The following is a 26,497-nucleotide window of genomic DNA, read 5'->3' as shown; positions in this document are numbered from 1 at the left end:
TTGTTCCTGAGGCCCGGAGAAAAACACTTTGGCAAATACTGCTGCCCCCCAGCCCTCGAACGTCCAGTCGACCCCTCGAGGCACCGAGCAGCAGTCCCCTCCCGTCACCGCGGGTGAGCAGCTCCCCAGCCGTCGCAGCCTTAGGATGCAGGCAGCGCTTCAGGCAGAAGCAGCGCTCCTTGCCGAGCAAGCCGTCGCCACCTCGCTCGCGCACGCCGAAGAGGCCCCCCTTCTTCGCCGCCGCCGCAACCGCACGGCTGTGCCGACCATCGACCGCGCTGAAGCGTTCACCATGGCCGAGCCCACCACGGCCGAGTCCACTACGGTCTTCCCACCCGCCGTTGCACCTGACGCCGAAGCGCAGCCCGTCGAAATCGACGAAATCGTTCTGCCGACGCCGGCCTGGGCGGATTCGGCAGAAAGCGTAAGCGCTGGCGCAGCGACCAGTCAGGAGGCACAGGCGGAACAGCGCATCGAGCCTCCCGTGCTGGCCAACGACACCTCAGCCTTCCTCGCCGCAGCTTTCATCGCACCACCAACGTCCGCGCACGCTCCCCGCGCGACGGCGCGCCGGCTGTCCGCTGATGCGGCCATCAACGCAACTGTCGCGGCCGCTTCGGTCACACGCGACACAGAAAGCCTGCTTCCCGCCGAACGCAAGAGCCGCTGGAGCTCGTTGCGCTCGACGAGCATCGTGGCCCTCGCGATTCCGGGTCTTCTCGCCACGGTTGCTCTTCCCGCATACGCGTTCGCCCCCTCCGACGGTGCCGTTGCTGACGCCAACGAGCAGATCATGAGCAGCGCGGTGAAGGGCCAGTCCCTCACGGTGAGCGGCGACGTCACCCTCGCAGAACTCGAGCGTGACGGGTACTCCGCTACGAGCGAAGAAGAACTCGACGCCGCCTACGCGTCAAGCACGTACATCTTCGATAACGCGACGGCGCTTGCCGCGTACCTCGCTCCTTCTGCGAGCGGCTGGTGGCGTCCGCTTCCCGGAGTGATCACGTCGAAGTACGGCCCGCGCGGCCTCATTTGCAACAGCGTCGGATGCTCCAACTCCTTCCACGAAGGAATGGACTTCGCCGGCGCCTGCGGAACACCGATCAAAGCGACCGCCGCCGGTCGCGTGACTTTCGTCGGCAATGCTGGTGCCTACGGCAACCGCGTCATCATCGATCACGGCGACGGTACCGAAACCATCTACGGTCACTTGTTGAGCGGTTCCTACTCCGTCGCGGTCGGTGACACGGTTGCCGGTGGTGACGTCATCGCTGAGGTTGGAGCGACGGGCGTCGTCAGCGGATGCCACCTTGACCTCAAGGTGAACGTCGACGGTGAGCACACGAACCCGGCTCCGTTCCTCCGCGAAAAGGGCGTCGTCGTCTAAGCACTCCGCTGAGGCGCGTCGCTGAGGCGTGCCAATCGGGTACCAAGCTTCAGCACGCCATTCGGGTACGCCGTCTGGCGCACCGTCAGGCATGCCATCGCGGTACGCCACTTTCGCCGTGGCACCCTGTCTGTCTCTCCCCCACTCAATGGGACGCAGGACAGACCGACCACCGATGCCGAATCGTGGGGACGCCCGGTCGCCCGGATGCCGCTGTCCAGACATACGGGTCCGACCGAGGACGGGCGGACCCCGTCCTTCAGTGCCGCACCAGGACCCTGAAAACGGACCGGACCACCCGGAGGCGGTGCGGCGATCCCTGTCGGCCTCAGGGCGTTCCTCGCGCCCGAGGCGCTGCGCAGATTTGCCGCTGGCACTCCCCCGCGTGACCCCGCACCCCCTGCCTGACTGCCTGCCTGCCTGGCCGACACACGCACCCGCGGCGCCCGGGCGCCTACAGCGAGCCACGCCGGCGTACAGCGTCAAAGCGACACACAGCTTCACGCAACACGCGACGACAGCCCAACACGGCGTCCTGACAACACAGCGTCCTGACAGCACAGAGGGCAAAGCAAAAGGCCCGGAATCTTTCGATTCCGGGCCTTTTATTGTTGCGGGGGCAGGATTTGAACCTACGACCTCTGGGTTATGAGCCCAGCGAGCTACCGAACTGCTCCACCCCGCGGCACAAGAAATTACTCTATCACGGGTCTCCCTGCCGCGCGAATCGAGCGCCGCAGGGACGGGAGCTGTCGTCTCTCGTTAACTAAAGGTGGGGTGATGACCGCTATCGGTCATCACCCCACACGTCAGGCCTCGCTAGCCAATCAGCGTGATCGCCCGTGCCAGAGCCTCAGAGAGCCGCTTGTCGGCTTCGCCGTACGCGGTCCAGTCTCCGGCCTGGAGAGCGGCGTCGCGCTCCGCCATTGCGGTCCTGGCCTCTTCGAGTGCTGCCTTGATTTCGGCGTCAGTTGCGGGGTCACCGGTCTCGGTTCCACCGGTACCGCCGTCACCCGCGTCAGTGTCAGGACTCGCCTCGCCACCGGCATCCGGTTCAGGAACGATCGGGTCGTCGGTCGGAGGCGTATTCGTGTCGCCGGCGGTTGCACCGGAGTCACCACCGAACAGCGAGTCGAGCGCCTCATCGAGAGTGTTCTCGAACGCGATCTGATCACCGAAGGCAACGAGGACCTTCTGGAGCAGCGGGTAGCTTGTTTCACCGGTCGACTGCACATAGACCGGCTGCACGTAGAGCAGGCCGCCTCCGACAGGAAGGGTCAGCAGGTTACCGTTGAGGACCTTCGACTGTCCCTGCTTGAGCAGGTTGATGAGCGAGGAGACCTCGGGATCGGTATTGAACGCGTTCTGCACCTGACCCGGGCCCGGCACTGTCACTTCCTTCGGAAGCGTCAGCAGCCTCATCTTGCCGTAGTCGTCGCCGATCGTTCCGTCGTCGGCTCCAGCGTCAGCGTCCACAGCCAGGTAGCCGGTCAGGACGCTCGACGCGCTGTCACCGGTTCCTCGCGGAACGAAGGTGGAGTAGAGCGAGAAGGTCGGAGCTTCCTGACCCGGCATCTGCAGGGTCAGGTAGTACGGCGGCTGGAGAAGGTTCTCCGCGGCCTCCGACTGCGGGTCGACGGGAGTCGACCATGCGTCAGTCTTGGAGTAGAACTTGCCCGCGTCGGTCACGTGGTACTGGCCGAGGATCGACCGCTGGACCTTGAACAGGTCAGCCGGGTAACGCACGTGACTCATCAGGTCGCCGCTCATCTCGGAGATCGGCTGGAGTGACGACGGGTAGATCTTCTGCCAGGTCTTGAGGATCGGGTCCTCGGTGTCCCAGGCGTAGAGAGTGACCGAGCCGTCATACGCGTCGACTGTTGCCTTGACGGAGTTCCGGATGTAGTTGATGTTGTCGAGCGCGAACCGCTGGTCGTTGTTCTCGCTGTCAGCGATCGCCGTCGACAGTCCCACCGTCCGTGAGTACGGGTAAGCATCAGACGTGGTGTAACCGTCCACGATCCATACCACCCGACCGTCCACGACGCTCGGGTACGGGTCGGAGTCGAGCGTCAGGTACGGAGCGACCTTCTGCACACGCGTCGACGGGTCACGGTCGTACATGATCTGCGACTCGTTGGTGACGGCATCCGACAGGAAGATCTGCTCAGACTGGAACTTGAGCGCGTAGACCAGCTTGTTGAGCACACTGTCGAGCTTCGGCCCACCGTCACCGTCGAAGGTGTTGTAGGTTTCCGAGTTTCCCTCTTCACCTGACGGGTAGTCGAGCTCAATGGGGGTCGCGTCCTTGGGCCCGCCGACGATCGAGTACTCGGGAGAGGCCTCGCCGAAGTAGATCCGCGGCTCGAAGTCACCGAGCGCCCCTGTGGTCGGGATACCCGACTCGAGGAAGACCGGCTGTCCGTCGACGGAGCGCTGGTTTCCGTACGCGGCGACGAGACCGTAACCGTGGGTGTACACGAGCGTGTTGTTGACCCAGTTGTCTTCGGCGTCCTGCCTCAGTTCACGAAGCGCGATGACCGTGTCCTGGCTCTCGCCATTGATGGAGTAGCGGTCGACGTCGAGGTCTTCGGAGAACGCGTAGTAGTTCTTGAATCGCTCGAGCTGCGAAATCGACGGGCTGACGAGCGCGGGGTCGATGATTCGAATGGATGCCGTTGTCTCGGCATCCGCGCGGAGCGCACCGGCCGTCGTGTCCGTCTTCGCGTTGAAGGGGATCTCCTCGACGTCCTTGACGTCGTAGGCCTCACGAGTGAGGTCGATGTTGCGCTGAATATACGGCTGCTCGAGGCTCTTGGCGTTCGGGTCGACCTGGAAGCGCTGCACCACCCACGGGTATGCGGTTCCGACGAGAAGTCCGGCAACGAGCAGGAGCGCCGTTCCGACGATCGGAAGACGCCAGCGGCCGATGAAGGCCGTGACAAAGAAGAAGAGGGCGACCAGCGCGGCAATCCCGGCGAGGATCACGCGGCCGGGGATCGTTGCGTTGTCGTCGGTGTAGTTCGCACCGGTGATGAGGTCACCGGTCTGGTTGAGCGTCGCGTACTGGTCGAGCCAGATGGAGACGGCCTGCAGGGCGAGGTACAGCCCGGCGAGAACCGCGATCTGGATTCGGGCGGCCTTCGAGATGCGCAACTCGCGACCCGTCGCGTGGATCGAACCGTAGAGGTAGCAGACGGCGACGGTGAGGAGGGTCGCGATGAGGATGACGGCCGATGCAAATCCGACGAGGCCGCGGTAGAACGGAAGCTCGAACATGTAGAACGACACGTCGAGGCCGAACTGCGGATCAACGGTTCCTGCCGGTGTGCGGTTGAACCAGATCCACACGGTCTCCCAGCGGGTCGCCGCCGAGAAGCCTGCGAAGAGGCCGAGCAGCGCGGGGATTCCGTAGGTCGCGGCGCGGCGAAGCGGCTCGACGAGCTCCTGGTATCGGTCGAGCTGGCTCGAGAGCTTCGCGTAGACGGGGCGGAGCCGGTAGGCGAGCTGGATCGCGACGTAGACGGGCACTGCCATGCCCAGGAAGCCGACGACGAACATGATCGCGGAGGCGAACCACTGGGTGGTGAGCACGTTGGTGAAGCCCACCTGCTGGAACCACAGGAAATCAGAGTAAAGACCCGCGAAGATGAAGAACGCCACCACGAGGGCGCCGACAACAGCCGCCGTGATCGCCAGCGGTGCTCGTGTCTTGTTCGGTGCTGTGGAATTTGCGGATGTAGCGGAAGTCAATTTTGGCCTCTGTCAATACTCGGACGGACTTTCATTCTATTGGGGAGATCAGCCGCTCTGACCCCGTGGGCCAGCGGTCACCGCTCACTCACAGGTAGCGAGCATCTCAAGTCCAGATTCGTCGGCGATCGCCTCAAGAACGGTGACGGCGTCGTCGAGGGTCGCGACGCTGAAGACGCTCAGTCCGTCGGGCACATGCCCGACGACCTCGTTGCAGTTGGCCTCAGGAGCGAGGAAGTATTCAGCCCCCGCGTCTGCCGCTCCGAACAGCTTCTGACGGATGCCTCCAATGGCGCCAACAGCACCCTGGGCATCGATGGTCCCCGTGCCAGCGACATCCGCACCGCCGTTGAGCTCACCCTCGGTGAGCTTGTCCACGATTCCCAGCGCGAACATCATGCCGGCGCTCGGGCCGCCGACGTTATCGAGTTGGATTGTCACGTCGATCGGGAAGTCGTAGACCATTTTGGTTGCGATCCCGATGACGCCGGTTTCTGTGCCGTCGGCTGCAGTTGCCGGCGTCGGTGTGATCGAGATCGTCATCGGGACCCCGGCACGCACGATGTCGAACGTCGCGGCCTGCTCTGTGCCGTTGTCGGCGATGGCCTCCCGGAGCGAGGCGAGGTCGGTCACCGGCGCCCCGTTGACGCCCATGATCTCGTCCTCCACCTTGAGTGCGCCCTCGGCCGGGGCGCCGTCAGCGATCTGGCCGACGGTGAGCTGTGCGGGAAACTCGTATCCGAGTTCGGTGAGCGCAGCGGCAACAGCGTCCTGCTGCGAATCGACCATCAGCGCTGCGTTCTGCGCGTCGCGCTCCTCGGTGGTTTCGCCGACGGGGAAGACCGACTCGAGGGGAACAACTGTCTTGCTCGGGTTGAACCACGCGAGGGTGATTTCGAACCAGTTCGGTCGTTGCTCAGGATTGCCGACCGCCTGAACGGTGAGCATATCGAGAGCTCCGCTCGTCTCGAAGGTCTCCGCGCCATCGACCGTGATCATCGGCACTTTCTTGTCGTCGATCTCCACGGTGCCGAGTGTGTTGAATACCGGGCCGGGCTGCTGAATGACATACGAGCTCGGCCAGAGCGCGAGCGCGAGCAGGATCACGAATGACAGCCCGAGTGCCAGCCAGCCCCGCTGCGACCGTTTCTGGGCGCGTTCCTGGCGTTCGAGTACGATTTCGGTCGCCTGGTACTGCTCGTCCGGTTCAGGCGTCGAGGGGAGATAGAGGGTCACTGCGGCCTTTCGTGCTGTTCGCGGCGGGCGGACACCGGCAAGCCGAAGCCACGCGAAACTCAGAGGTTCACGCACTAGCGTAGATCGAGCAACCGCACGATGTCTGAAAGGTGGCCTCAGTGCCCGACGTACCTGACAACAATCCCGAAGACGAATTCCGCGACATGCTGCGGGATTTCCTGTCGGGAAAGGGCGGAGTCGACCCGAGCCAACTCGCCGGAGCTGCCGGCCTGCCCGCTGATCCAGCGAGCATCCAGGCGATGCTCGCCCAGCTGCAGAACGCCATGCGCGGTGCGTCCGATGGTGGCATCAACTGGCAGGTGGCAACGGACCAGGCAGTACAGATCGCCACGGCGAGCGCCGTGCCCACCTCACCTGAGCAGAGGGCCCAGCTCGACCAGGCCTTCCACATCGCAGCGTTGTGGCTCGACGACGTCACCCAGATCACCGAACTCACCAACGTCCCAGGGCTCATGACGCGCGGAGAATGGGTTCGGGCAACGATGCCGGTATGGACTCAGCTCGCCGAGCCCGTCGCGACAAGCATCTCCGACGCGCTGACGCGGGTCCTGAGCGAACAGGCGCCCGAAGAGTTCCAGGGAATGGTTCAGGGCGCGAGCAGCCTGCTCCGAAGCATCGGTGGGGCGCTCTTCGCCATGCAACTCGGCCAGGTCGTCGGCCAGCTCTCGACCGAGGTTGTGTCTGGCGGAGACATCGGCATTCCTCTCCTCGACGACAACCAGGCCGCGCTGCTCCCCCAGAGCGTCTCAGCGTTCGGTGAGGGCCTCGACATCCCCGACGACCAGGTCCAGATCTACCTGGCCGTCCGCGAACTCGCGCACGCTCGCCTGTTCCGGCACGCGCGGTGGTTGCGCCTGCACCTCATCACCTCCATCACGGAGTTCGCTCGCGGCATCCGGATCGACACTGACCGGCTCGAGGGCCTCGCAGACAGCTTCGACCCCGCCAACCCCGAGGAACTCCGGCAGGCGATGGTCGACGGTTCGCTCATCCCGCCGAAGACCGAGGCCCAGCTGGTCACCCTCGCCAGGCTCGAGACGATCCTCGCGCTCGTGGAGGGCTGGGTCGACGTCGTCACCGGCGCTGCCACAGCCCGCCTCCCCAAGTCCGATGCCGTCGCGGAAACCGTCAAGCGCCGCCGAGCGACGGGCGGTCCGGCGGAATCCGCCTTCTCGACCCTCGTCGGCCTCGAGTTGAGGCCGCGCCGGCTGCGCGAGGCCGCCGCAATGTGGCAGAAGATCACGGATGCCGTCGGCAACGAACAGCGCGATTCGCTCTGGTCTCACCCCGACCTCATCCCCTCCGCGGAAGACATCGACGACCCGACGGAGCTCATCCAGCGACTCGAGGCCAGCGCGCGTGGCGATGTGCCCGAGCCTGACGAGTTCGATACGGCGCTCCAGGACCTCCTGCGGGGCGAGGAAGACGGCTCCGGCACTGCGGACGGCGAGACCCCGCCGAACGTCTGACCGGACGCGCTCGCGCGCACCCGCCCAGCACTGTGGATAACTCTCCGGCGTAATCACCGGCTCCGGCATGATGGCGTGCATGGTGCTCAGACTCGACCCGCGATATCCGCTGGTCTGGCGCGACCAGCTGTCACTCCAGATCGGTGCCGAAACTCCCGTCGTGACGCTGGAGCACGTTAGTGGACCGACCGAACGGCTGATCGGCGCCCTGATGGCCGGCATCAGCCGCTCGGAGCTTGACAGGCTGGCCGTCCGGCTCGGCATCGGGGAGAGCGAGGTATCCAGTCTGGTCAGCCAGATCGGCCCAGCGCTCGTGCCCGAACCCGGCCCACCGCCTGAAGCGAGCTGGATTGTGGAAGGCGCTGGACCGACCGCCGAGCGGATTGCGTCCCTTCTGACGGCGACAGGGATTCCCGGGCTGGGTTCCGGGGACTCGCAAAGCCCGGGTCTCGCCATCATCATCGCCCATCACGTCATCGACCCCCGCCGGTATGTCCGATGGTTGAGCCGCGACATCCCCCACCTGGCCGTCGTCTACACAGACACCGGGGTGCGCGTCGGCCCGCTCGTGGAACCGGGAACCGGTCCGTGCCTGCACTGTCTCGCCCGGGACACAGCCGAGCGAGATCCGGCCTGGCCGGCCATCGCCTCGCAACTGCTCGGGCAGGCAACGACGTCCGAGCGCGAACCACTCATCAGCGTCGTTGCCGGGCTCGCCGCTCGAGTCACCGAGTCACGACTGAACGGCCGAGTGAACGACCTCGCGTCAGCGACGCTCAGCTTCGACGCGCGCTCGCAGTCGGGGCGCCGCGCCTGGCACCGGCAACACCCGCATTGCGGATGCCGATCTCTGTCAGGAATCGAGACCGCTCACGTGGCTGCGAGCCACGACCGGGCTGTTCTCCCCACGACAGGAAGAGCCGCGAGCGGGCTCGGGTAATCCCCACGTAAAGCAGCCGGCGTTCCTCGTCGATCTGCTCGAAGGTCTTCGCGTAACTGATCGGAACGAGGCCCTCGCTGAGGCCGGGAAGGTAAACGACATCCCATTCCAGCCCCTTGGCGGAGTGCAGGGTGGCGAGCGTCACCGCCGAGACCGTCGGTTCGTGCTGACCGGCCTGTCGCTCAAGCAGTTCATCGGTGAATTCGCGGAATGTGGTTCCCGGCGGCATCGTGTCGACGAGTCCCATGATCGCGTTGAGCGACTCCCACTTGTCACGGACGGCTCCGGCGGTTTCCGGGGCTTTCTGGGTCCAGCCGAGGGAGCGCAACACGTCCGACACCGACTTGAACAGCGGTTCGCCCGTGACCGAGACCGACGCTCCACGCAGGGTCAGAATCGCCTGGCGCACCTCGGGCAGGTCGAAGAAGCGTTTGCTCCCCCGCAGCAGGTACGGCACCCCGACATCGCCGAGCGCTGTTTCGATCGCGGCGGACTGCACGTTGATCCGATAGAGGATGGCGATGTTCTCAGGTTTCACGCCGGACGCGATCTGCTGGAGCACCGACTGCGCGATCGCGCGTGCTTCCGCGTGGTCGTGCGGGTACGCCGTCACCTCTGGCGCGGGCTGGGCCTCGCCGGATCGGTCGGCCTGCAGGGTGAGCGCTCCGGTCCTCCCCCGCATCAGCCGGTTCGCGGTATCGACGATCTGCGGGGTCGACCGGTAGTTGTGTTCGAGGCGCACGACAGTGGCATCCGCGTGCCGTGCGGGGAAGTCAAGGAGGTAATCGCTCTTTGCCCCCGCGAACGAGTAGATGGTCTGGCTCGCGTCGCCGACGACACACACATCGTTGCGGTTACCGATCCAGAGGTCGAGCAGTTGTTGCTGGAGCGGTGACACGTCCTGGTACTCGTCGACAACGAAAAACCGATACTGCTCGTGCACCTGCATGGCGACGGCCGGTTCGGTTTCGATCATCCCGGCGCAGGCGAGCAGGACGTCCTCGAAGTCGAGTTGTTTGCGTTCATCCTTGAGGTCCTCGTACGCCTGCTGCATGTCTGCAACCTGCTCGACGGTGAGCGCCTGCGGGCTCGGTCGGCCGGCGGCGGCGTACTGCTCGATGCTCAAACCGGACACCTTGCGCCACTCGACCTCCGCGGCAATGTCGCGCAGGGTGGCCGTGTCGAGCTTGAGCCGGAGGCGCTCAGCAGCGTGACCGAGCATGCGGCCCTTGCTGTTGATGAGGGCAGGCATTGTCCCCCCGACCGTGTGCGGCCAGAAGTAGTTGAGCTGGCTGAGCGCCGCAGCGTGGAAGGTACGGGCGTGCACCGAACCGGCGCCAAGGTTGCGAAGCCTCCCCCGGAGTTCGGCCGCGGCACGGTTGGTGAAGGTCAGTGCCATCACCCGGTTCGCCGCGTAGGTTCCCGTCGCGACGCCGTAGGCGATTCGGTGCGTGATCGCCCGTGTCTTTCCCGTTCCGGCACCGGCCAGGATGCAGACGGGTCCCCTGAGGGCCTCCGCCGCGACTCGCTGGTCATCGTCGAGTCCTGCGAGTAATGCCGCTGGTTCGGTAACGGATGCCGTCATCGCGAGTTCTCCGTGTCGTGCGCAGTCGTACTCTTCGCCGCCTCGTCGAGGCTGGGCCCACCGTCGGCGGTAAGCCAGTGCTCGATCAGTGCGCGGGCAATGGAGGTGGAGCCGGGAAGCAACAGAGTTCCGGCTTCGGCGCGGAGCTCGGCCCGACTCAACCAGCGCAGGTCGACGATCTCGAGCCCGTCTGGTTCGATTCCAGCCGGGTTCTGCCCCGGCGCGACCCGGGCAGAAAACCCGAGCATGATCGAGCGTGGGAACGGCCAGGCCTGCGAGCCGAGGTACCGCGGGCTGTCGACACGAACGCCTGCCTCCTCGAAAATCTCCCGGACGACGGCCTGTTCAAGCGACTCGCCCGCTTCGACGAACCCCGCGAGCAACGAGTACCGCCCCTCCGGCCAGAGAATGTTCGAGCCAAGCAGGAGCCGGTCATCGTCGTCGAGGACGAGGACGATAACGGCGGGGTCTGTGCGGGGGAAAATCTGGTTGTTGCACGACACGCAGCGGCGGGCCCACCCGGCGCTTTCAGGATCGGTCGCCGACCCGCAGCGGGGGCAGAACGATGAGCTGAGGTGCCAGTTCGACAGTGCGGCTGCCTCGGTCACCAGGCTCGAGTACGGCTCGCCGACCAGCGGGGCGGCCGTGCGGAACGTCACCCACTTCTCCTCGTCCGGTTCGATCTCACGTGCAACGTCGTCGGTGGCGATCACCAGCACCACCCGCGTACCGGCTGACACCGAGGGCGAATCGGCGATGGTCCTGCCCAGATAGACGAGCGTCGACTCTCCGGTCACGATGTCGGCGGGAGAGAGCCGCACGGCATCACCGTCCAGAACCAGGCGGCCACGCCACAGAACGAGCGTTCGTGTTGCCGGGTCTGCCGCGAGGTCTGTGAAGATCTCTGCCAGCTCTCGCGCGTCAGCGTCGCGGTCGACAGCGCTTGGCGCAAGGGGCAGGTTAGCTAGCGCGCCAGGAATCAACGACATACACTCCGGTTCAGAAGGGCGTGGCGTGTGGCTGCCAGCCCGTTTAGCGACCTAACCTAGATGCCATGGCCAGATCGCATCTAACTCTAGCCGCGTTGGCAACTTCAGCTGTCGCGGACCTGCAGCTCGTCGGCAGCGGCCCGTTCGGTCACGGCCAGACCGGCGACTTCGACTCCGCACTCCTCCGCACGAGCGACGACAGGGAACTCGTCGTCCGGGTGCCCGCCAACGAGCAATCGGCGAGTGACCAGTCGGTCGAACTCATCGCTCTCCAGGCGATGACCGCCGGAATCCGGAGCCGGCTGCCGTTCGAGGTCCCCACCGTCGTCGGTCAGACATCCGTTCGCGGAACCCGCGCCGTCGTCTACGACTACCTGCCGGGGTACGGCGTGCCCGCCGAGCACATTCCCGCCGGCGATGGAGTCGCAACGTCGATCGGCGCTGCGATCGCCGCCATCCACTCTCTCCCTGGCTCGTTTGTGGCCGAGGTCGGGCTGCCGTCGCTGACCGCAGCCGATTGCCGCACCGAAGCCCGCAACGTCATCGAGCGCGCTGCGGCAACGCGGTTGCTCCCCGCCGCGGTGAAGCAGCGCTGGACCGACGCCGCCGCCGACGAGGCGCTGTGGCAGTTCCAGCCGGCGGTCATCAATGGCTCCCTGAGCGCAGAATCATTCGTCATCACCGACCACAACGTCGGCCCGATCGTCACCGGGATCATCGGCTGGGGTTCGCTCCGCGTGGGCGACCCGGCGCGGGACCTGCACTGGCTGAGCGGAGCGGGTGAAGCCGCTGACAGCGTCCTCGCCGCCTACCGGCTGAGCGCCGCACGGCATCCGGACCGGCTGATCAGCCAGCGATCGATGCTTCACGCAGAGCTCGAACTTGCGCGCTGGCTGCTGCACGGCGTCGACACGAAGGACCAGCAGGTCATCGACGATGCCGTGGCGCTCCTCGACGGTCTTGTCGATCACGTGCTCGGCGACCTGATGCATCCGCTGTCACCCCAGACCGGCCCGATCATGGCCGTTGCCGACGTCGAAGAGATGCTCTCGCGCACCCCGCAGACCACGTCTGCCGCGCAGGCGCACGGCTTCGCCATGGAAACGGACAGCTACGACCGGTCCCAGTTCGAGGCAGCGCTGGCCGAGGACGACGTAGACGGTGACCGCGACGAGAACGACGGCACGCACAACACGGATGCCATCGACACCGGTCCGATCGACCTTGCCGCTGTCGAGAAAGCCCGCGCGGCCGCTACCGAGGCGAACGCTGCCGCACGCGACCAGACGGCATCCGGCTCACCAGCAACCGGCACTCCGGCAACTGGCACTCCAGCAACCGGCACAACCGGTGACGGCTACACCGCCGAGTTGGACTTCGCGGCGCTTGAGGCTGCGGAATCGGGCGAGATCACTCCGCTGACCCAGCGTCGACCGAGCTCTTCGGCCGAGTAGAGGTTCTCCGGCCTCAGGACCAGGTCGTCAGCGACGTAGTAGAACACGGCGTCGATGAGTTCAGGGTCGACGTCTTTCCACTCGGCATAAGCCTGCCGGTACAGCGCGAGCTGGAACTGGCGGTCGTCGAGCTCGGCGGCAGTCTTCGGCGCGCGACCCGTCTTCCAGTCGACGATCTGGAACCTGCCTTCGCGTTCGTACACCGCGTCGAGCTTGCAGATGATGATCTGGCCCTCCAGCACGAAGTTGATCTCGCGTTCCACGTCGATGGGAGCGAGGTCCGCCCACTCCGACCTCTCGAAGGTGCGCTGCAGCACCTCGAGAGCCTCCCGTTCCTGCTGCTCGATCGGCATCAGTGTGCCCTCGACCGACCCGGTCGTCGAATCCGGGTCGAGGTCCAACTCGAACGGATCCGAATCGAGGCTCTCCTGCCCGCCGGCGATTCCCGACCGCTGCTCAACCCAGCTGTGGAAGAGGGTTCCGAGCCGGGTCTGGCGGTACGGCTTTTCGGGGAGCGGGCGGCGCATTCGGGCGGCGAGGCCGGCGGCATCCGTCACGTAGTCCTTGAAGCGTGAGGCAGGAACGCGGTCGGGAATCGGCACGAACTCCTCGGCGTGCATCCGGCGGTTCCGTTCGGCGAGCAGCAGGTCGATGTCTCCCGACCAGGCGGTGTCGGCTGCGGGGTTTGCCTCGATGACGGATGCTGCGGCAGCGTGAACGGCATCGGCTCGGTTGCCGAGCGGATTCAGCGGCCAGATCTCGAACTTCTCGTCGGCCGCCAGTGGGTTCTCCTCCGCCTGCGGGCTCTCCGGGAGGTCGTCGCAGCTCGAGGGGACGGCGCCGACAATCTCACGGAGGAAAGAACCTGGACCGCGGGGCTGCTTCTGGGTTGCCCAGAATGATCCGGTGACGAGGAGGGCATCTTTCGCGCGAGTGACGGCAACGTAGGCCAGTCGTCGTTGCTCAGCGTCGTTTCGGGCCTCGAGTTCTGCGCCGAACGTCACGTACGCGTCGTCGACGTCGGCCTGGGTAGCAGCGCCACGCCATGCAAAGACAGGAAGCTCGTGCCGGTCACCCCGGAATTCGAAGGGAAGCTCGCCGAAAGCCGTCCAGCCGCGCTTGCTCCGAAGCGGCGATGGCAACTCGCCGTGAACCATGCGCGGCACGACAACGCTGTCCCACTCCAGCCCCTTCGAGCCGTGAATGGTGAGAATCTGCACGGTCCCCGGCTCGGGATCCTCGGCACGGGGACTGAGGTTCTCACGCTGCTCGGCGTCGGCAAGCCACGACAGGAACGACCCGAGCGAGCCGTTCTCATCGACCGAGAGGTACGACGAAATCTGGTCGGTGAACTCGTCCAGGCTCGGCTGGCCCAGTGGCGCGTGCGCGTTGGAGGCCACCTCGACGTCGAGCAGGAACTCCTGCACCACGAGGTTGACGAGGTCGTAGAGGTCGAGGCCCGAGCGACGGCGAAGTGCCGTCAGCTGGCGGGCAGCCGCTCGCATCCGTTCGAGGCCTGTCTCACTGAACTGCTGCAAAGCCTTGTGGCCGGTCGGGGCGTTCTGCAAGAAGTCGAGTGCGTCGACGATCGATTTTCCATCGTCGGATGCCGCGGATTCGAACAGCTTCTGCTTCACCTCGGCCGGGATGGGCTGCTGCGCCAGATCGCGATCGGCGAGCCAGCGGGCGAGCGAGCTCAGAGCCTGGATGTCTCGGGCACCGATCCGCCAGCGCGCACCGGTGAGCAGACGAATCAGTTCACTGCCCGCCGTCGGGTCGTGGAGCACGCGGAGCGCACAGACCAGATCCACGATGACCGGCTGTTCGAGCAGCCCGGCGACACCGAGGATGTGGAACGGGACCTTGTGACGGGCAAGCGCCTCGGTGAACACCGCGACGTTCTTGAGCGAGCGGCAGAGGAGCGCCGCCGTGCGGCGTGATCCGTTGCCCGCTGGCCGGGACAGTTCGGTGGCGAGCCAGCCCGCGACGACATCGGCTTCGTCTGTGACGGTCTCGGGGAAGACCACCCGAACGTCGCCGTCGCCAGCCCAGGGCGGAGAGGTGAGCCGCGAAACGGGCACCGATGCCGAGACCGGGAGCGGAGCCACTATGGCGTTCGCCGCATCGAGCACGCGGGCTGAGTTCCGCCAGCTCGTCGACAGGGCGAACGTGCCAGCCCCATCGCTGCCCCCGAAGTCCTCGGCGAACCGGGCGAGGTTCGCGCTCGACGCGCCCCGCCAACCATAGATCGACTGGTTCGGGTCACCGACAGCCATGACGGGGTGCCCGGAGAACAACAGGGCGAGCAGGTCGGTCTGCACGACGGCGGTGTCCTGGTATTCGTCGAGGATCACGACTTTGAACCGGGAGCGGTACTCGTCGATCACGCGGGGCACGCGGCGGCAGATCTCGAGGGCGAGCGAGACCTGGTCGCTGAACTCCATGAAGCCCCTGCGCTCCTTCTCCTCGGCGAACCTGCCGGCCAGTTCGAGCAGGACGCCCAGGGCGTCCACGTCGCGGACGGCATCGACGACCGACGTGAAGGGGGTCTTCTTGGAACGACTGCCGTCGTGGATGTCGAGGGTGATGAGATCGTGGAATTCTTCGGAGAACCGCCGAACGGCATCCGCTTCGCCCGCTGCATCGTTGTCGCTCAGGGCATGACTCAGCGAAATAACGGCGGCAGTGAGCTGGTCGACGCTCTTCTCGATGGCCGGAAGGCGGTCGTCGGTGCTCGCGACGACGAGGCCGCGAGCGAGTCGCCACGCCGAGGCCTCCGTGATGACCGTCTGGTCGGGCTCGCGGCCGATGAGGCGCGCATACTCACGAAACAGGCTGCTGGCGAACGAGTTGTATGTCGCGATCGACGGCGCCTCGAGGACGTCGATGTCCTGGGCGTTCTCGTCGTCGGCGATGGCATCCTGGAGCTGCCCGATCCGCTCCCGGACTCGGGTCGCCAGCTCACCGGCGGCCTTGCGCGTGAACGTGAGGCCGAGGATTTCGGGGACCCTCAGGTAGCCATTGGCGAGGAGCCAGACGATCCGGTTGGCCATGGTCTCGGTTTTGCCGCTGCCGGCGCCCGCGACAACGAGGGCTGGGGCGAGCGGGGCCTCGATGACGGCGACCTGCTCGTCTGTGGGCTGCGGCAGTCCCAGCAGCGTCGCAATGTTGCGTGCCGAGTACCGGGGTTCGGCCATCTCCAGGTCACTCACGCGGACACCGCCGCGACGAGGTGGATGCGGTACATGAATCCTGCTTTCGGGTCGCGTTCGTCGAGATCGTGCACGCCGAGGAACTCGGCCGCCGCCATACCCCGACCGGCTTGCACGACACGCTCGGCGAACTCTGTTCGTTGTTCGTCCGTCATCGCGTCCTGACTCAGCACCTTGTAGTTCTTGCCCCGCGCTCCGCCCGAGACGTACAGCAGCGCAGCGCCGCCGGAGGAGTCCTCGGCGCTCGTGCCGTCAATGGCGTTCGCCGCGAGGGCGAGCTGGTACCCGCCGAGTTGCGGATTGAGTGCCACCTGGGCTTTCGTCGGCGCTGTCTTGCCGGTCTTGAGGTCGACGATGACAACGTCGCCGTTCGGCATCCGTTCGACCCTGTCGATCTTGCCGGACAGCGTGACCTGGCCCAGCTCGACGGCGAACGTTCTCTCGGCGCTCACGGTCTCACTGCCGGCGGCGATGAAGTCGGTGAGGTACTGGCTGAGCCCCTCGACGAGCTTGTGGGTGGCGCGCCGCTGTCGTTCGGCGAGCCACGGCGATTCGAAGTACAGCTCGGACCAGTGGGCGTCGATCTGTTCCCAGAGCGCGTCGACCGTGACGTCGGCCGGGGTGAGTTCTGCGGTGGGAATGTGGCCGGCGTGTTCCATGGCCGCGTGCACGACAGTGCCGATGCCGGCGGCGAGGCCCGATGGTGCCGCCGCCATGGTGTCGATGAACCAGGCGAGCGGCGACTTCTCGAAGGTCTCCAGCTTGGACGGCGACACCGAGACACGGGCCTCCGGGTCGCTGAGGTCGACCAGCGGCTCGGTCGTCGACGGGTCGAGCAGCCCGTACCACTGGGTCGGGTCGGCACCGGGGACACCCTCGGCGGCCAGCCGTGCGAGAGCCGAAGCGGCCGCAGGATCCCCTGTGGTCACGAGCCGCCTGCGCAAAACGCCCACCATGCCGCGAAGCGATAACGGATGCCGCTGGTCGGCGGCGGTGCGCAACTCGGCGTTTCGGATCGCGGGGAACCGCAGGAACGGGGACGGTTGTTCGTCGTCGTTCACCGTCGCGCTGAAGACAACCTGGTGACGTGCGCGTGAGACCGCCAGGGCATACATGCGGAGTTCGTCCGAGAGCACCTCGGCGCGTGCGTCGAGGTCGGCGACCGGGAGTCCAGCGACGACCTGGCTGAGCTGCTGCGGGTAGAGAAGGGTTCCCCTGACCTGTGGGTTGGGCCATGCGCCGTCCTGCAATCCGGCGAGGACGACGATGTCGAACTCCGCGCCGACGACGCCGCTCGGCGTGCCGATGAAGACCGCGTCGCTCGCGGCCTGCGGCGTGAGCGAGTCCTCCGGCACTTCGGAGGCCAATATCTCATCGATGAACCGGCCGGCGGGTTCTGTCGGGTTGCGCTCCACAAACCGCTTTGCAGCGGTGAAGAGCGCCATCACGCTGTCGAGGTGGCGATTCGCCTCGTCGGCGGCGAACCCGGATCCGAGGGCCTGCGCAGACCAGGCGGATGCCAGTCCGCTTCTCTCCCAGAACATCCAGAGGAGTTCTTCGACGCTCGCTCCCGCGACGCCCGCCGACGTCGCCTCGGCGAGAGTCGTCGCGAAGCGACCGACCTGACGGGCGGCAGCTGAGTCGATCGTCGCGAACCGACCGGGTTGGGCGAGGGCGTCGAGGAGGAGCTCGTCGCCGGACCGGTTACCGCCCCCGGCGATCTCTTCGTGGCGAAGCGCGAGTCGTACCCGTCGCAGCGCCACGGGGTCGAGCCCGCACAGCGGCCCGGTGATCAGACGTGTCAAGAGCTCGATGGCGGGTTCCATGCGACCGACGGCAAGCGCCACAGCGTCGATGAGCTGGCCGGAGGCGAACTCGGAACGAATGTTCCTGCCACCGGCAGGCGTCGCCGTCGGCACCTCGGCGAGCGCGAGCGAACGGGACAGTTGCGCGATCGACGCTCCCGATCGCACGATAATCGCCATCCTCTTCCAGGGGATGTCACCGAACAGGTGATGTTCCCTGAGAACCCGGGCGATCGCCTGGTGCTCCGTGGCCGGCGACGAGGCCTCGATTCGGAGCACGGGAGTAATGACGGCCTCATCGATGTCGGAGCCCTCGGTCACGGCCGCTCCGGCCGCCCGGTGACCGACGGTACCTGCTGCACCGACCCGGCCGGTGATCTGCTGCACCACAGTGCGAAGCGCAGCCCCGTGGCGGTAGACGGTTCCGAGCCGAAGCGACGCGACGGGCACGCGGAGCGTGCGGCCAAGCGACCCGAGCGCCGCCGGATCCGAACCGCGGAACGTCGTCGCCGCGACATCCGGATCACCGAAGGCAACAATCGAGACGCCGCGTCGCGCGAGCACCCCGAGGAATGCGAGAGCGGCAGACCCCTGCTCCTGAAGGTCATCGACGACAACGAGCCGAACGCCATCGAGCCCGAACCCGCGGTCGAGTTCTGCCGTCGCCTGGGCGACGAGCTCTGACGAGTCGAGATACCCGGTGCCGAAACTGTCAATGACGCGTTCGTATTCGTCGATGAACCTCGCGGCCGCAGACCACTCACGGCGGTCATGTCTCGTACCGAGTGCGTCGAGATCGCGAGGGCGGAGCCCACCCTCGACGCTGCGCATCATGAGTTCTCGCAACTCGGTACGAAAACCCTTCAACCTGCGAACCTCGGCAACGAGCGGATCGGGCCACAGCGGACCTGTCCCGTCGAGTTCATGCCCGGCGAGCAGCTCGGCGATCACCGTGTCCTGCTCGGCGCCGGTGAGTAAGCGAGGCGGCTCGTTCCCCTCGAGAGCGGCTCGGGCCCCGACGATCTGGAAGGCGATCGAACTCAGGGTGCGCGCAAGAGGACCGGGGGTCGGTACTCCGACCCGCAGGGCAAGACGGTCGCGAAGTCGCGCGGCTGCGCGCCGGTTCGGGGCGAGGACGAGCACCTCAGCCGGAGCGTACTGACGGTTGAGAATACGGTCGGCCACGAGTTCAACGATCGTGGTCGTCTTGCCGCTCCCTGGCGCACCGGACACCGCCGCTGACGTGGCGTCACCCAGCACCAGAACAGCCCGCTGCGTCGCGTCGAGAGAGAGATCCCCGCTCTCGCTGCGCTCAGCGCGCTCGATCTGGAATCCTCTGATGGCCACGAAATCCACGGTATAACCGACCCCGGACATCCCCTCGGCGGAGCGCCGCACTGTTCGCTCTCGGCGAGTGCGTCCCGGCCCGGGCGGCTGATCAACTGCCGTAATGTTGGGCGTAACGCAACGAAAGGGTCTGCCAAGTGGAAATCCGTATCGGTATCACCAACAGCGGTCGCGAACTCAGCTTTGAGTCGTCCCAGTCAACAGCCGAGATCGAGAAGCTCATCGCCGATGCCCTCGATTCGGGCAAGAGCTTCTTCACCGTCGGCGACGACAAGGGCAAGATGTACATTGTGCCCACCGCTGGCCTCGCCTACGTCGAAATCGGCAGCGAGGAAACCCGCCGCATCGGTTTCGTCGGATAACCGGCCATGGAGCTGCTCTTCGTGATGCTCTTCGGCATCGCCATCGGGACCGGAGCGCGGTATGTCATGCCACGGCGTGACACGCACGGTGTCGCGCTCATCCCCGCGATCGGCGGAATCACCGCCGGACTCGTCTGGCTCGGGCTGACCTGGCTCGGCTGGGCGTGGGACGGCGGATGGATCTGGATCGCGACCCTCGCTGTCGCTGCCATCGTCTCCGTCGCATCCGCGTTCATGATCGGCCGGACGCGCGCCGAATCAGACCGGGAGCGCCTCGTGGCGCTCGGCGGCTGACACCCAGCAAAAGACGACACTCACTGGCCGGGCGCGAAAGCGTCCGGCCAGTGTTCGTTGGTGCCCGCTCGGCGGTGACTCCGCTCGGCAGTGACGCCGGACGCGGGAGATCACGCCGCTCGCCGCGATCGACGACCTGGTCAGGCCGTAACCTGGTCAGGCCGTAAGGCCGAGCGCGTCCATCCTGCGGGTGTGGGTTGCGATGAGCTCGGTGAAGACGGGCTCGATCCGCGCCTCTTCCGACTCGCTGTGCCCCTCGAGAACGAGAGCAGACTGCGCGAGCAGGAGGGTGTCACCCAGCAGGCGCCTGCCGCACATTGCAAGAAAGTGCGCCCGCTTTGGATCAACGGTGATGGCATCCGTCAACAGCGAGACAATCCCGGATGTTCCGGAGTCCGCACCGAGAAGGCTGGCATACCTCGCCCCGACATCGTGAGGCAACCCATCGGACAAACTGATGAAGAAATCGTCGAGGAAACCCTGCGTGATGTAGATGCTCAGCAGATTCTCATTGACGGATGCCCCCCGCGTCAGGAGCAGGAAGTCATCGACTCGTGAGACGTACGGCGCCATGACCTCAGTCGGGTCCTCGCCGCGGCGGCGGATCTCGGCGACGAGCCCCTGGTGCTTGGAGAGCGCGAAACCCGCCGCCGTTGACAGCGTCTCCTTGGCCGCCAGCTCGCTGATCGCAGAGACCATGGAGATCGACTGGAAGAACCCGAGCTGCAGGTAGGCAACGAGGCCGAGGTAGCCGGAGGTGTCAGGCGCGAGTTCCGCGAAGTCCACCTTCGTCTTCACAACATGGCTCGTGCGGGACCGGAGGCGGGGCAGCGGCGCACGCGGCCGGGAGTATCGAAACCTTGAAACCACGGCTCCAGTGTAGGTGCTCCGGTAGACTTGGACTGTCCCGGCACCGGATCGGGACCCTACGCCTGGGTCAACATGCAGGGCGTAGACCGCTTTTATGCATGAACAGGCAACTATAAACGTGAACTTTACTGATCTCGGCGTCGAGCAGGACATGGCAGACGCCCTCGCGGCGAAGGGCATTCTCGAGCCCTTCCCCATCCAGGAACAGACCATCCCCCTCGCACTCGACGGCCAGGACATCATCGGCCAGGCGAAGACGGGAACCGGCAAGACCTTCGGCTTCGGCCTCCCGCTTCTCCAGCGGATCGGCAATGACCCGGCACCCGGCGTCGTCGCGCTCATCGTCGTCCCGACCCGCGAACTCTGCGTGCAGGTGACCGAGGACATCGAGCTCGCGGCCGCGAACCGCCCGACGAAGATCGTCTCGATCTACGGCGGCAAGGCGTACGAGGGCCAGATCGAGCAGCTCAAGGCCGGCGCCCAGGTCGTCGTCGGCACGCCGGGTCGACTCATCGACCTCAACAACCAGCGTCTGCTCGACCTGTCGAACGTCCGCGAAATGGTGCTCGACGAAGCAGACAAGATGCTCGACCTCGGCTTCCTCGCCGACATCGAAAAGCTCTTCTCCAAGACACCGCCGACGCGTCACACGATGCTCTTCTCGGCGACGATGCCCGGACCGATCGTCGCCCTCGCGCGTCGCTTCATGTCGAAGCCGATCCACATCCGCGCTTCTGACCCCGATGAGGGCCTCACGCAGGCCAACATCAAGCACCTCGTCTACCGCGCCCACAACATGGACAAGGACGAGGTCATCGCCCGCATCCTTCAGGCTGAGGGTCGCGGCAAGACAGTGATCTTCACGCGCACCAAGCGTGCGGCCGCCAAGCTCGTCGAAGAACTCAACGACCGCGGTTTCAACGCCGCCGCCGTGCACGGTGACCTCGGCCAGGAGCAGCGCGAACGCGCCATGGCCGCGTTCAAGGCCGGCAAGAAGGACGTCCTCATCGCAACGGATGTGGCGGCGCGCGGAATCGACGTCAACGACGTCACCCATGTCATCAACCACACGATCCCCGAAGACGAGAAGACCTACCTGCACCGCGTCGGTCGCACCGGCCGCGCTGGCAAAACCGGTATTGCCGTGACGTTCGTCGACTGGGACGACCTGCACAAGTGGGCGCTCATCAACAAGGCGCTGGACTTCGGTCAGCCGGAACCGACCGAGACCTACTCGTCGAGCCCGCACCTGTTCGAAGACCTCGACATCCCCGCCGGCACCAAGGGCCGCCTGCGTCCGTCGACGCTCGTGGCAGCACCGCCGCGCGGCCCGCGTGAGACCGGCTCGCGTGATTCGTCGAACCGTGCTCCCCGTGAGGGCGGTTCGCGCGACTCCCGCGGCGGACGCGGTCGCACCCGGACTGCAGCTCCTGCTGCTGCTGCCACCGACGCCCCCGTCGTTGCCGCTGGCACCCACGACGGCCAGGGTCCTGAGCACCACGACGGCAACAGCGCGCCGCGTCGTCGCACGCGCACGCGTCGCCGCACCAACCGCCCGGAGTAGCGCTACTCCCCGAGAGGCCCGTCCGACTTATGTCGGGCGGGCCTCTCGTCGTCGTGCCCGCCGGCCGCCTCCACCGTCGTTTCGTGAGGAGAATCCGGGACCGCGTCGCCGATAGCCGTCCGGCCCCCACGATCCTCCTCCCGAGGCGACAGACACCGGCGGGAGGGCGGGCGCTTCCGGGGTGCCGCAACTCCGGAAGACCCGGCGCGTCGCAGCCGAGCTCGACTGGCGCGACGGCCGGCTCCCCGGCCGGACCGGCTGACTGTCTCCCAACCCGAGCGTCTCCACAGCCGTTTCGGGCGGTATATCCGGGGGCCCGTGGCCGATAGCTGTCCGGCTCACCCGATCCTCCTCCCGAGGCACCACCCATCCCCTGTGCGCCCGCCGGCCATTCCACCGTCGTTTCGGGAGGAGAATCCGGGACCGCGTCGCCGATAGCTGTCCGGCCCCCACGATCCTCCTCCCGAGGCGACAGACACCGGCGGGAGGGCGGGCGCTTCCGGGGCGCCGCAACTCCGGAAGACCGGGCGAGTCGCAACCGAGCTCGACTGGGGCGACGGCCGGTTCGGACGCGGCTGACTGTCCCCCAACCCGAGCGTCTCCACAGCCGTTTCGGGAGGTACATCCGGGGGCCCGTGGCCGATAGCTGGCCGGCCCCCACGATCCTCCTCCCGGAGCGACAGACACCGGCGGGAGGCGGAAGCCAGCGGGCGTCAGCCGGGAAGCTTCTCGTCGCTGCCGACCGGGTAGACCGGTTGCGAGCCTGTGCCCTCGTCGATGATGGCCTGCACGACGGCATCCGGTGTCGTGTTCTCACCGAGGCGATTGGGTTTTCCGGCACCGTGGTAGTCGCTGGAGCCCGTGAGCACGAGTCCGAATTTCACAGCGAGTTCCCGCAACCGGATCTTGCCATCCACGGTGTTCTCGCGATGCTCCAGTTCGAGCCCGAACAAGCCAGCGTCGACGAGCGTGCTCAGCTGGGCCTCGTCGATCATGGCATCACGACCCCGCGTAGCGGGATGAGCGATGACGGGAACCCCTCCCGCCTGGCGCACGAGCGTGACGGCGCGGAGCGGATCGGGCGCGTAGTGCGGCAGGTAATAGCCGTTTCGCGGGTGAAGGATGCCGGTGAACGCCTCGCTGCGGGTCGGCACGTGGCCACGGGCAACGAGAGCGTCAGCGATGTGTGGTCGACCGACCGTTGCCCCCGGTGTCGTCTGGGCGAGCACGTCGTCCCAGTTGAGCGCATAGTCGGCCCCGATCCGGCGGACTATGGATTCCGCGCGCTTGAGCCTCGACTCACGGATGCGCGCCGTTTCGGCGACGAGCTCGGCGGACGTCGGGTCGAAGAGGTAGGCGAGCAGGTGAACACTCTTGTAGCCGACCCGGGTGCTGAACTCCATACCCGGGATAAACGTGATGTTCTGCTTCCGCGCCTCGCCGGCCGCCTCGTGCCACCCGGCCGTTGAATCGTGGTCAGTGAGGGCGACCGCTCCGAGGCCGGAGGCGGCCGCTTCACGCACGAGCTGCGACGGTGGCTCGGTGCCGTCCGACACCCGCGAGTGGGTGTGCAGGTCACTCGGCCCACGGAACAACATCTCCCCTGACATAGTCCCAGCTTATGGCTCGGGAGAACACGCCACTGACGCGGAGTCCTCTCACAGTCCGATGTGGGTAATGTGGCTGGATAATGCTCAAGTTTCTCGGCGCGATTGTGACCATCGCGATTGCTGTTCTCCTGCTCATCGTCAGCTGGCCCGAACTGTTCAATCTTCAGAGGACCTGGATCCTCGCCCAGGTGACGAGCATGCGCTCACTCATGACCGCCATGTCTGCCGTCGCGATCATCATGTTTGCCCTTCTCGCCGTCGCGAAGCCGATGCGCGCCTTCGCCGGAACCATCGCGGCACTCCTTGTCATCTTCGTGGCCGCCAACGGCTTTATCCTCGCCGATCGCGGCTTCGGCAACACAGACTTCGCCGATAAGACTCCGGAGTCCATCACCGTACTCAGCTGGAACACGCTCGGTGATGCTCCGGGTTCCGCGGCCGTCGCCCGCCTGGCCGTCGAATCCAATGCCGACGTGATCTCGCTGCCGGAGACAACCCAGGAAACGGGCATCGAGATCGCCGAGGCCATGCGTGACGCTGGCCGGCCGATGTGGGTGCACACCGAATGGTTCGACCAGATTTCGCCCGCGCGATCGACGACCGTGCTCGTCAGCCCTGCCCTCGGCGACTACATGAAGGTCACGAGTAACGCCGAACGCAACGAGAACACGAAGGTGCTGCCGACGGTCATCGTCGAACCGATCGACGGTGACGGCCCGACGATCGTCGCGGCACACGCCGTGGCACCCATCGACGGGCAGATGGACAACTGGCGCGACGACCTCAACTGGCTCGCCGCCCAGTGCGCCTCGGGCAACGTGATCATGGCCGGCGACTTCAACGCGACACTCGACAACATGGCAGGGCTCGGCACGACTGACGGCGCGGCCCTCGGCAACTGTATCGACGCGGGCACACAGTCGGGCAACGGTGCCGTGGGCACCTGGCCGAGCAGCATCCCCGCCCTTCTCGGTGCCCCGATAGACCACGTCATGGCCACACCCGACTGGACTGTCACTGGAATGCGCGTTGCCACCGAAGAGGACGGCACCGGCAGCGACCACCGGCCGGTGATCGTCCAACTCAGCCCCCGCGGCTGACGCGGGCACTGCCGCTTCTCGTCCTTCCCAGCGAAGGGGTGGACAATAGAGGGATGCAGAACGCAAGCGAAACGATCCAGTCCCCCACCGGCGTTGCCCCGGCAAGCGAAGAGACCACGAGCGAAGAGCCTCGAGGCACCTCCAACCGCTCCACAACGCCGGCTTCCACGGAGTTCCAGGACTACATCGGATCGAACTGGGCTGACCGTGTCGATGTTCTCCCCGAGCCCCGGGCACAGGCACCGTTCGCGGCGAAGCGCCGGGAGCTCGTCTCCGCAGCCTTCGTCGGCAAGCGCGTCGTCGTTCCGGCCGGTTCGCTCAAACAGCGCTCAAACGACACCGACTACCCGTTCCGCGCTCACTCGGCCTTTGTGCACCTCACCGGCTGGGGCGCCGACAGCGAACCGGATTCCGTCCTGGTCCTCGAACCCGCCGGAAGCAGCCACGAGGCCACCCTGTACTTCCGCGAGCGCGCCGACCGCTCGTCGAACGAGTTCTACGCGAATCCCGCCATCGGCGAATTCTGGATCGGGCCACGCCCATCACTCGCGCAGGTCGCCGCCGATCTCGGCATCGCCACCGCCCCCATCGACAGCTTCCAGGTGACGGATGCCGACCTCACGGTTGAAGAGGACGCCGAACTGACGACGTTCCTCTCCGAACTGCGCCTCGTCAAAGACGCTTTCGAGATCGAGCAGATCAGGCTCGCGGTCGACGCGACAGCGCGTGGCTTCAGCGACGTGATCGCTGACTTCCCGAGGATTACGGCGTCCGAGCGCGGCGAGCGGGTCGTGGAGGGCGTCTTCTACACGAGGGCTCGCCTCGACGGAAACGCCGTCGGTTACGACACAATTGCCGCTTCTGGCCCTCACGCGTGCATTCTGCACTGGACGCGCAACGACGGCCCCGTGGTTCCCGGGGACCTCATGCTCGTTGACGCTGGCGTCGAAGTCGACACGCTCTACACCGCCGACATCACCCGCACGCTCCCGTCCAACGGCCGGTTTACCGAGGTACAGCGGGCGGTCTACGAAGCCGTCCGCGAAGCCGCAGACGCTGCGTTCGCCATCGTGCGCCCCGGCATCCTCTTTCGGGATGTCCACGCCGAGGCCATGAAGGTTATCGCCAGGCACACCGCGGCATGGGGCATGCTCCCCGGGACCGCCGAAGAATCGCTCGAGGCGAACAAGCAGTTCCACCGTCGCTACATGGTGCACGGAACCAGTCATCACCTGGGCCTCGACGTTCACGACTGTGCTGCCGCACGCCGTGAGATGTATCACGACGGTGAGCTCAAGGAAGGCATGGTCTTCACGATCGAGCCCGGGCTCTACTTCCAGCCCGACGACCTCAGCGTTCCCGAAGAGTTCCGCGGGATCGGCGTTCGGATAGAAGACGACATCCTCGTCACGGCGACCGGCGCGGAGAACCTCTCAGCGGCGATCCCGCGCACGGCGGACGAAGTCGAGGACTGGATCGCGGGCCTCAACGCCTGAGAC

Annotated in this window: 16 protein-coding genes and 1 tRNA gene; 8 read left to right on the top strand and 9 right to left on the bottom strand. The window is 66.1% G+C overall.

Annotated features, from left to right (window positions below):
* The first annotated feature begins 28 nt into the window (after nucleotides 1–28).
* Nucleotides 29–1,387: a M23 family metallopeptidase gene (locus tag AC1C2M_RS02340; RefSeq protein WP_495435116.1), complete on the top strand. Its 1,359-nt coding sequence runs from the start codon at nucleotides 29–31 to the stop codon at nucleotides 1,385–1,387.
* 611 nt (nucleotides 1,388–1,998) lie between these two features.
* On the opposite strand, the gene AC1C2M_RS02335 is transcribed toward AC1C2M_RS02340, so the two are convergent.
* The 3 genes from AC1C2M_RS02335 to AC1C2M_RS02325 form a co-directional block, all read right to left on the bottom strand.
* A tRNA-Met gene (locus tag AC1C2M_RS02335) sits at nucleotides 1,999–2,072 on the bottom strand.
* Between the two features lie 134 nt (nucleotides 2,073–2,206).
* Complete coding sequence (locus AC1C2M_RS02330) at nucleotides 2,207–5,140, bottom strand: UPF0182 family membrane protein (protein ID WP_483404555.1); 2,934 nt, start codon at nucleotides 5,138–5,140, stop codon at nucleotides 2,207–2,209.
* 84 nt (nucleotides 5,141–5,224) lie between these two features.
* A complete protein-coding gene (locus AC1C2M_RS02325) occupies nucleotides 5,225–6,319 on the bottom strand; it encodes a YlbL family protein (protein ID WP_495435681.1) in 1,095 nt (364 codons plus the stop codon).
* Nucleotides 6,320–6,495: 176 nt separating this feature from the next.
* Here AC1C2M_RS02325 and AC1C2M_RS02320 point away from each other — a divergent pair, with 176 nt between their 5' ends.
* On the top strand, nucleotides 6,496–7,866 hold the full coding sequence (locus AC1C2M_RS02320; RefSeq protein ID WP_495435115.1) for a zinc-dependent metalloprotease: 1,371 nt from the start codon (nucleotides 6,496–6,498) through the stop codon (nucleotides 7,864–7,866).
* A gap of 776 nt (nucleotides 7,867–8,642) precedes the next feature.
* Here AC1C2M_RS02320 and AC1C2M_RS02315 read toward each other — a convergent pair.
* Nucleotides 8,643–10,391, bottom strand: coding sequence for an ATP-dependent helicase (locus tag AC1C2M_RS02315; protein WP_483404557.1), 1,749 nt, complete (start codon nucleotides 10,389–10,391; stop codon nucleotides 8,643–8,645).
* Nucleotides 10,388–11,380, bottom strand: coding sequence for an NAD(+) diphosphatase (gene nudC / locus AC1C2M_RS02310; protein ID WP_483404558.1), 993 nt, complete (start codon nucleotides 11,378–11,380; stop codon nucleotides 10,388–10,390). The genes AC1C2M_RS02315 and nudC overlap by 4 nt, the downstream gene beginning before the upstream one ends.
* 95 nt (nucleotides 11,381–11,475) lie before the next feature.
* Between nudC and AC1C2M_RS02305 the strand changes: the two genes are divergently transcribed.
* Nucleotides 11,476–12,834, top strand: a complete 1,359-nt coding sequence (locus AC1C2M_RS02305) for a phosphotransferase (protein WP_495435114.1) — start codon at nucleotides 11,476–11,478, stop codon at nucleotides 12,832–12,834.
* On the opposite strand, the gene AC1C2M_RS02300 is transcribed toward AC1C2M_RS02305, so the two are convergent.
* Together AC1C2M_RS02300 and AC1C2M_RS02295 are read right to left on the bottom strand one after the other, a co-directional pair.
* Entirely contained in the window at nucleotides 12,738–16,046 is a 3,309-nt protein-coding gene (locus AC1C2M_RS02300) for an ATP-dependent DNA helicase (RefSeq protein WP_495435113.1), read from the bottom strand. The two genes, AC1C2M_RS02305 and AC1C2M_RS02300, sit on opposite strands and share 97 nt — an antisense overlap.
* The gene (locus AC1C2M_RS02295; protein ID WP_495435112.1) at nucleotides 16,043–19,198 is read right to left on the bottom strand and encodes a PD-(D/E)XK nuclease family protein; all 3,156 of its coding nucleotides are present in this window, start codon (nucleotides 19,196–19,198) and stop codon (nucleotides 16,043–16,045) included. The genes AC1C2M_RS02300 and AC1C2M_RS02295 overlap by 4 nt, the downstream gene beginning before the upstream one ends.
* 137 nt (nucleotides 19,199–19,335) lie before the next feature.
* Here AC1C2M_RS02295 and AC1C2M_RS02290 point away from each other — a divergent pair, with 137 nt between their 5' ends.
* Together AC1C2M_RS02290 and AC1C2M_RS02285 are read left to right on the top strand one after the other, a co-directional pair.
* Complete coding sequence (locus AC1C2M_RS02290; protein WP_483404562.1) at nucleotides 19,336–19,560, top strand: DUF3107 domain-containing protein; 225 nt, start codon at nucleotides 19,336–19,338, stop codon at nucleotides 19,558–19,560.
* A gap of 6 nt (nucleotides 19,561–19,566) precedes the next feature.
* The gene (locus AC1C2M_RS02285; RefSeq protein ID WP_495435111.1) at nucleotides 19,567–19,854 is read left to right on the top strand and encodes a hypothetical protein; all 288 of its coding nucleotides are present in this window, start codon (nucleotides 19,567–19,569) and stop codon (nucleotides 19,852–19,854) included.
* Nucleotides 19,855–20,010: 156 nt separating this feature from the next.
* On the opposite strand, the gene AC1C2M_RS02280 is transcribed toward AC1C2M_RS02285, so the two are convergent.
* Nucleotides 20,011–20,724, bottom strand: a complete 714-nt coding sequence (locus tag AC1C2M_RS02280; RefSeq protein WP_232528829.1) for a ferritin-like fold-containing protein — start codon at nucleotides 20,722–20,724, stop codon at nucleotides 20,011–20,013.
* A 151-nt stretch (nucleotides 20,725–20,875) separates the two neighbouring features.
* Between AC1C2M_RS02280 and AC1C2M_RS02275 the strand changes: the two genes are divergently transcribed.
* Nucleotides 20,876–22,288, top strand: a complete 1,413-nt coding sequence (locus tag AC1C2M_RS02275; protein WP_495435680.1) for a DEAD/DEAH box helicase — start codon at nucleotides 20,876–20,878, stop codon at nucleotides 22,286–22,288.
* Between the two features lie 713 nt (nucleotides 22,289–23,001).
* Here the strand turns inward: AC1C2M_RS02275 and AC1C2M_RS02270 are convergent.
* Entirely contained in the window at nucleotides 23,002–23,898 is an 897-nt protein-coding gene (locus tag AC1C2M_RS02270; RefSeq protein WP_495435110.1) for a PHP domain-containing protein, read from the bottom strand.
* A gap of 80 nt (nucleotides 23,899–23,978) precedes the next feature.
* Between AC1C2M_RS02270 and AC1C2M_RS02265 the strand changes: the two genes are divergently transcribed.
* Both AC1C2M_RS02265 and AC1C2M_RS02260 read left to right on the top strand, forming a co-directional pair.
* Entirely contained in the window at nucleotides 23,979–24,998 is a 1,020-nt protein-coding gene (locus AC1C2M_RS02265; protein ID WP_495435109.1) for an endonuclease/exonuclease/phosphatase family protein, read from the top strand.
* A 53-nt stretch (nucleotides 24,999–25,051) separates the two neighbouring features.
* The gene (locus AC1C2M_RS02260; RefSeq protein WP_495435108.1) at nucleotides 25,052–26,494 is read left to right on the top strand and encodes an aminopeptidase P family protein; all 1,443 of its coding nucleotides are present in this window, start codon (nucleotides 25,052–25,054) and stop codon (nucleotides 26,492–26,494) included.
* Nucleotides 26,495–26,497: the final 3 nt, after the last annotated feature.

It is taken from the genome of Mycetocola sp. Y444 (assembly GCF_059445295.1).
The sequence above is the reverse complement of the archived record's forward strand: the minus strand, read 5'-3'. Positions and strand labels throughout refer to the sequence as shown.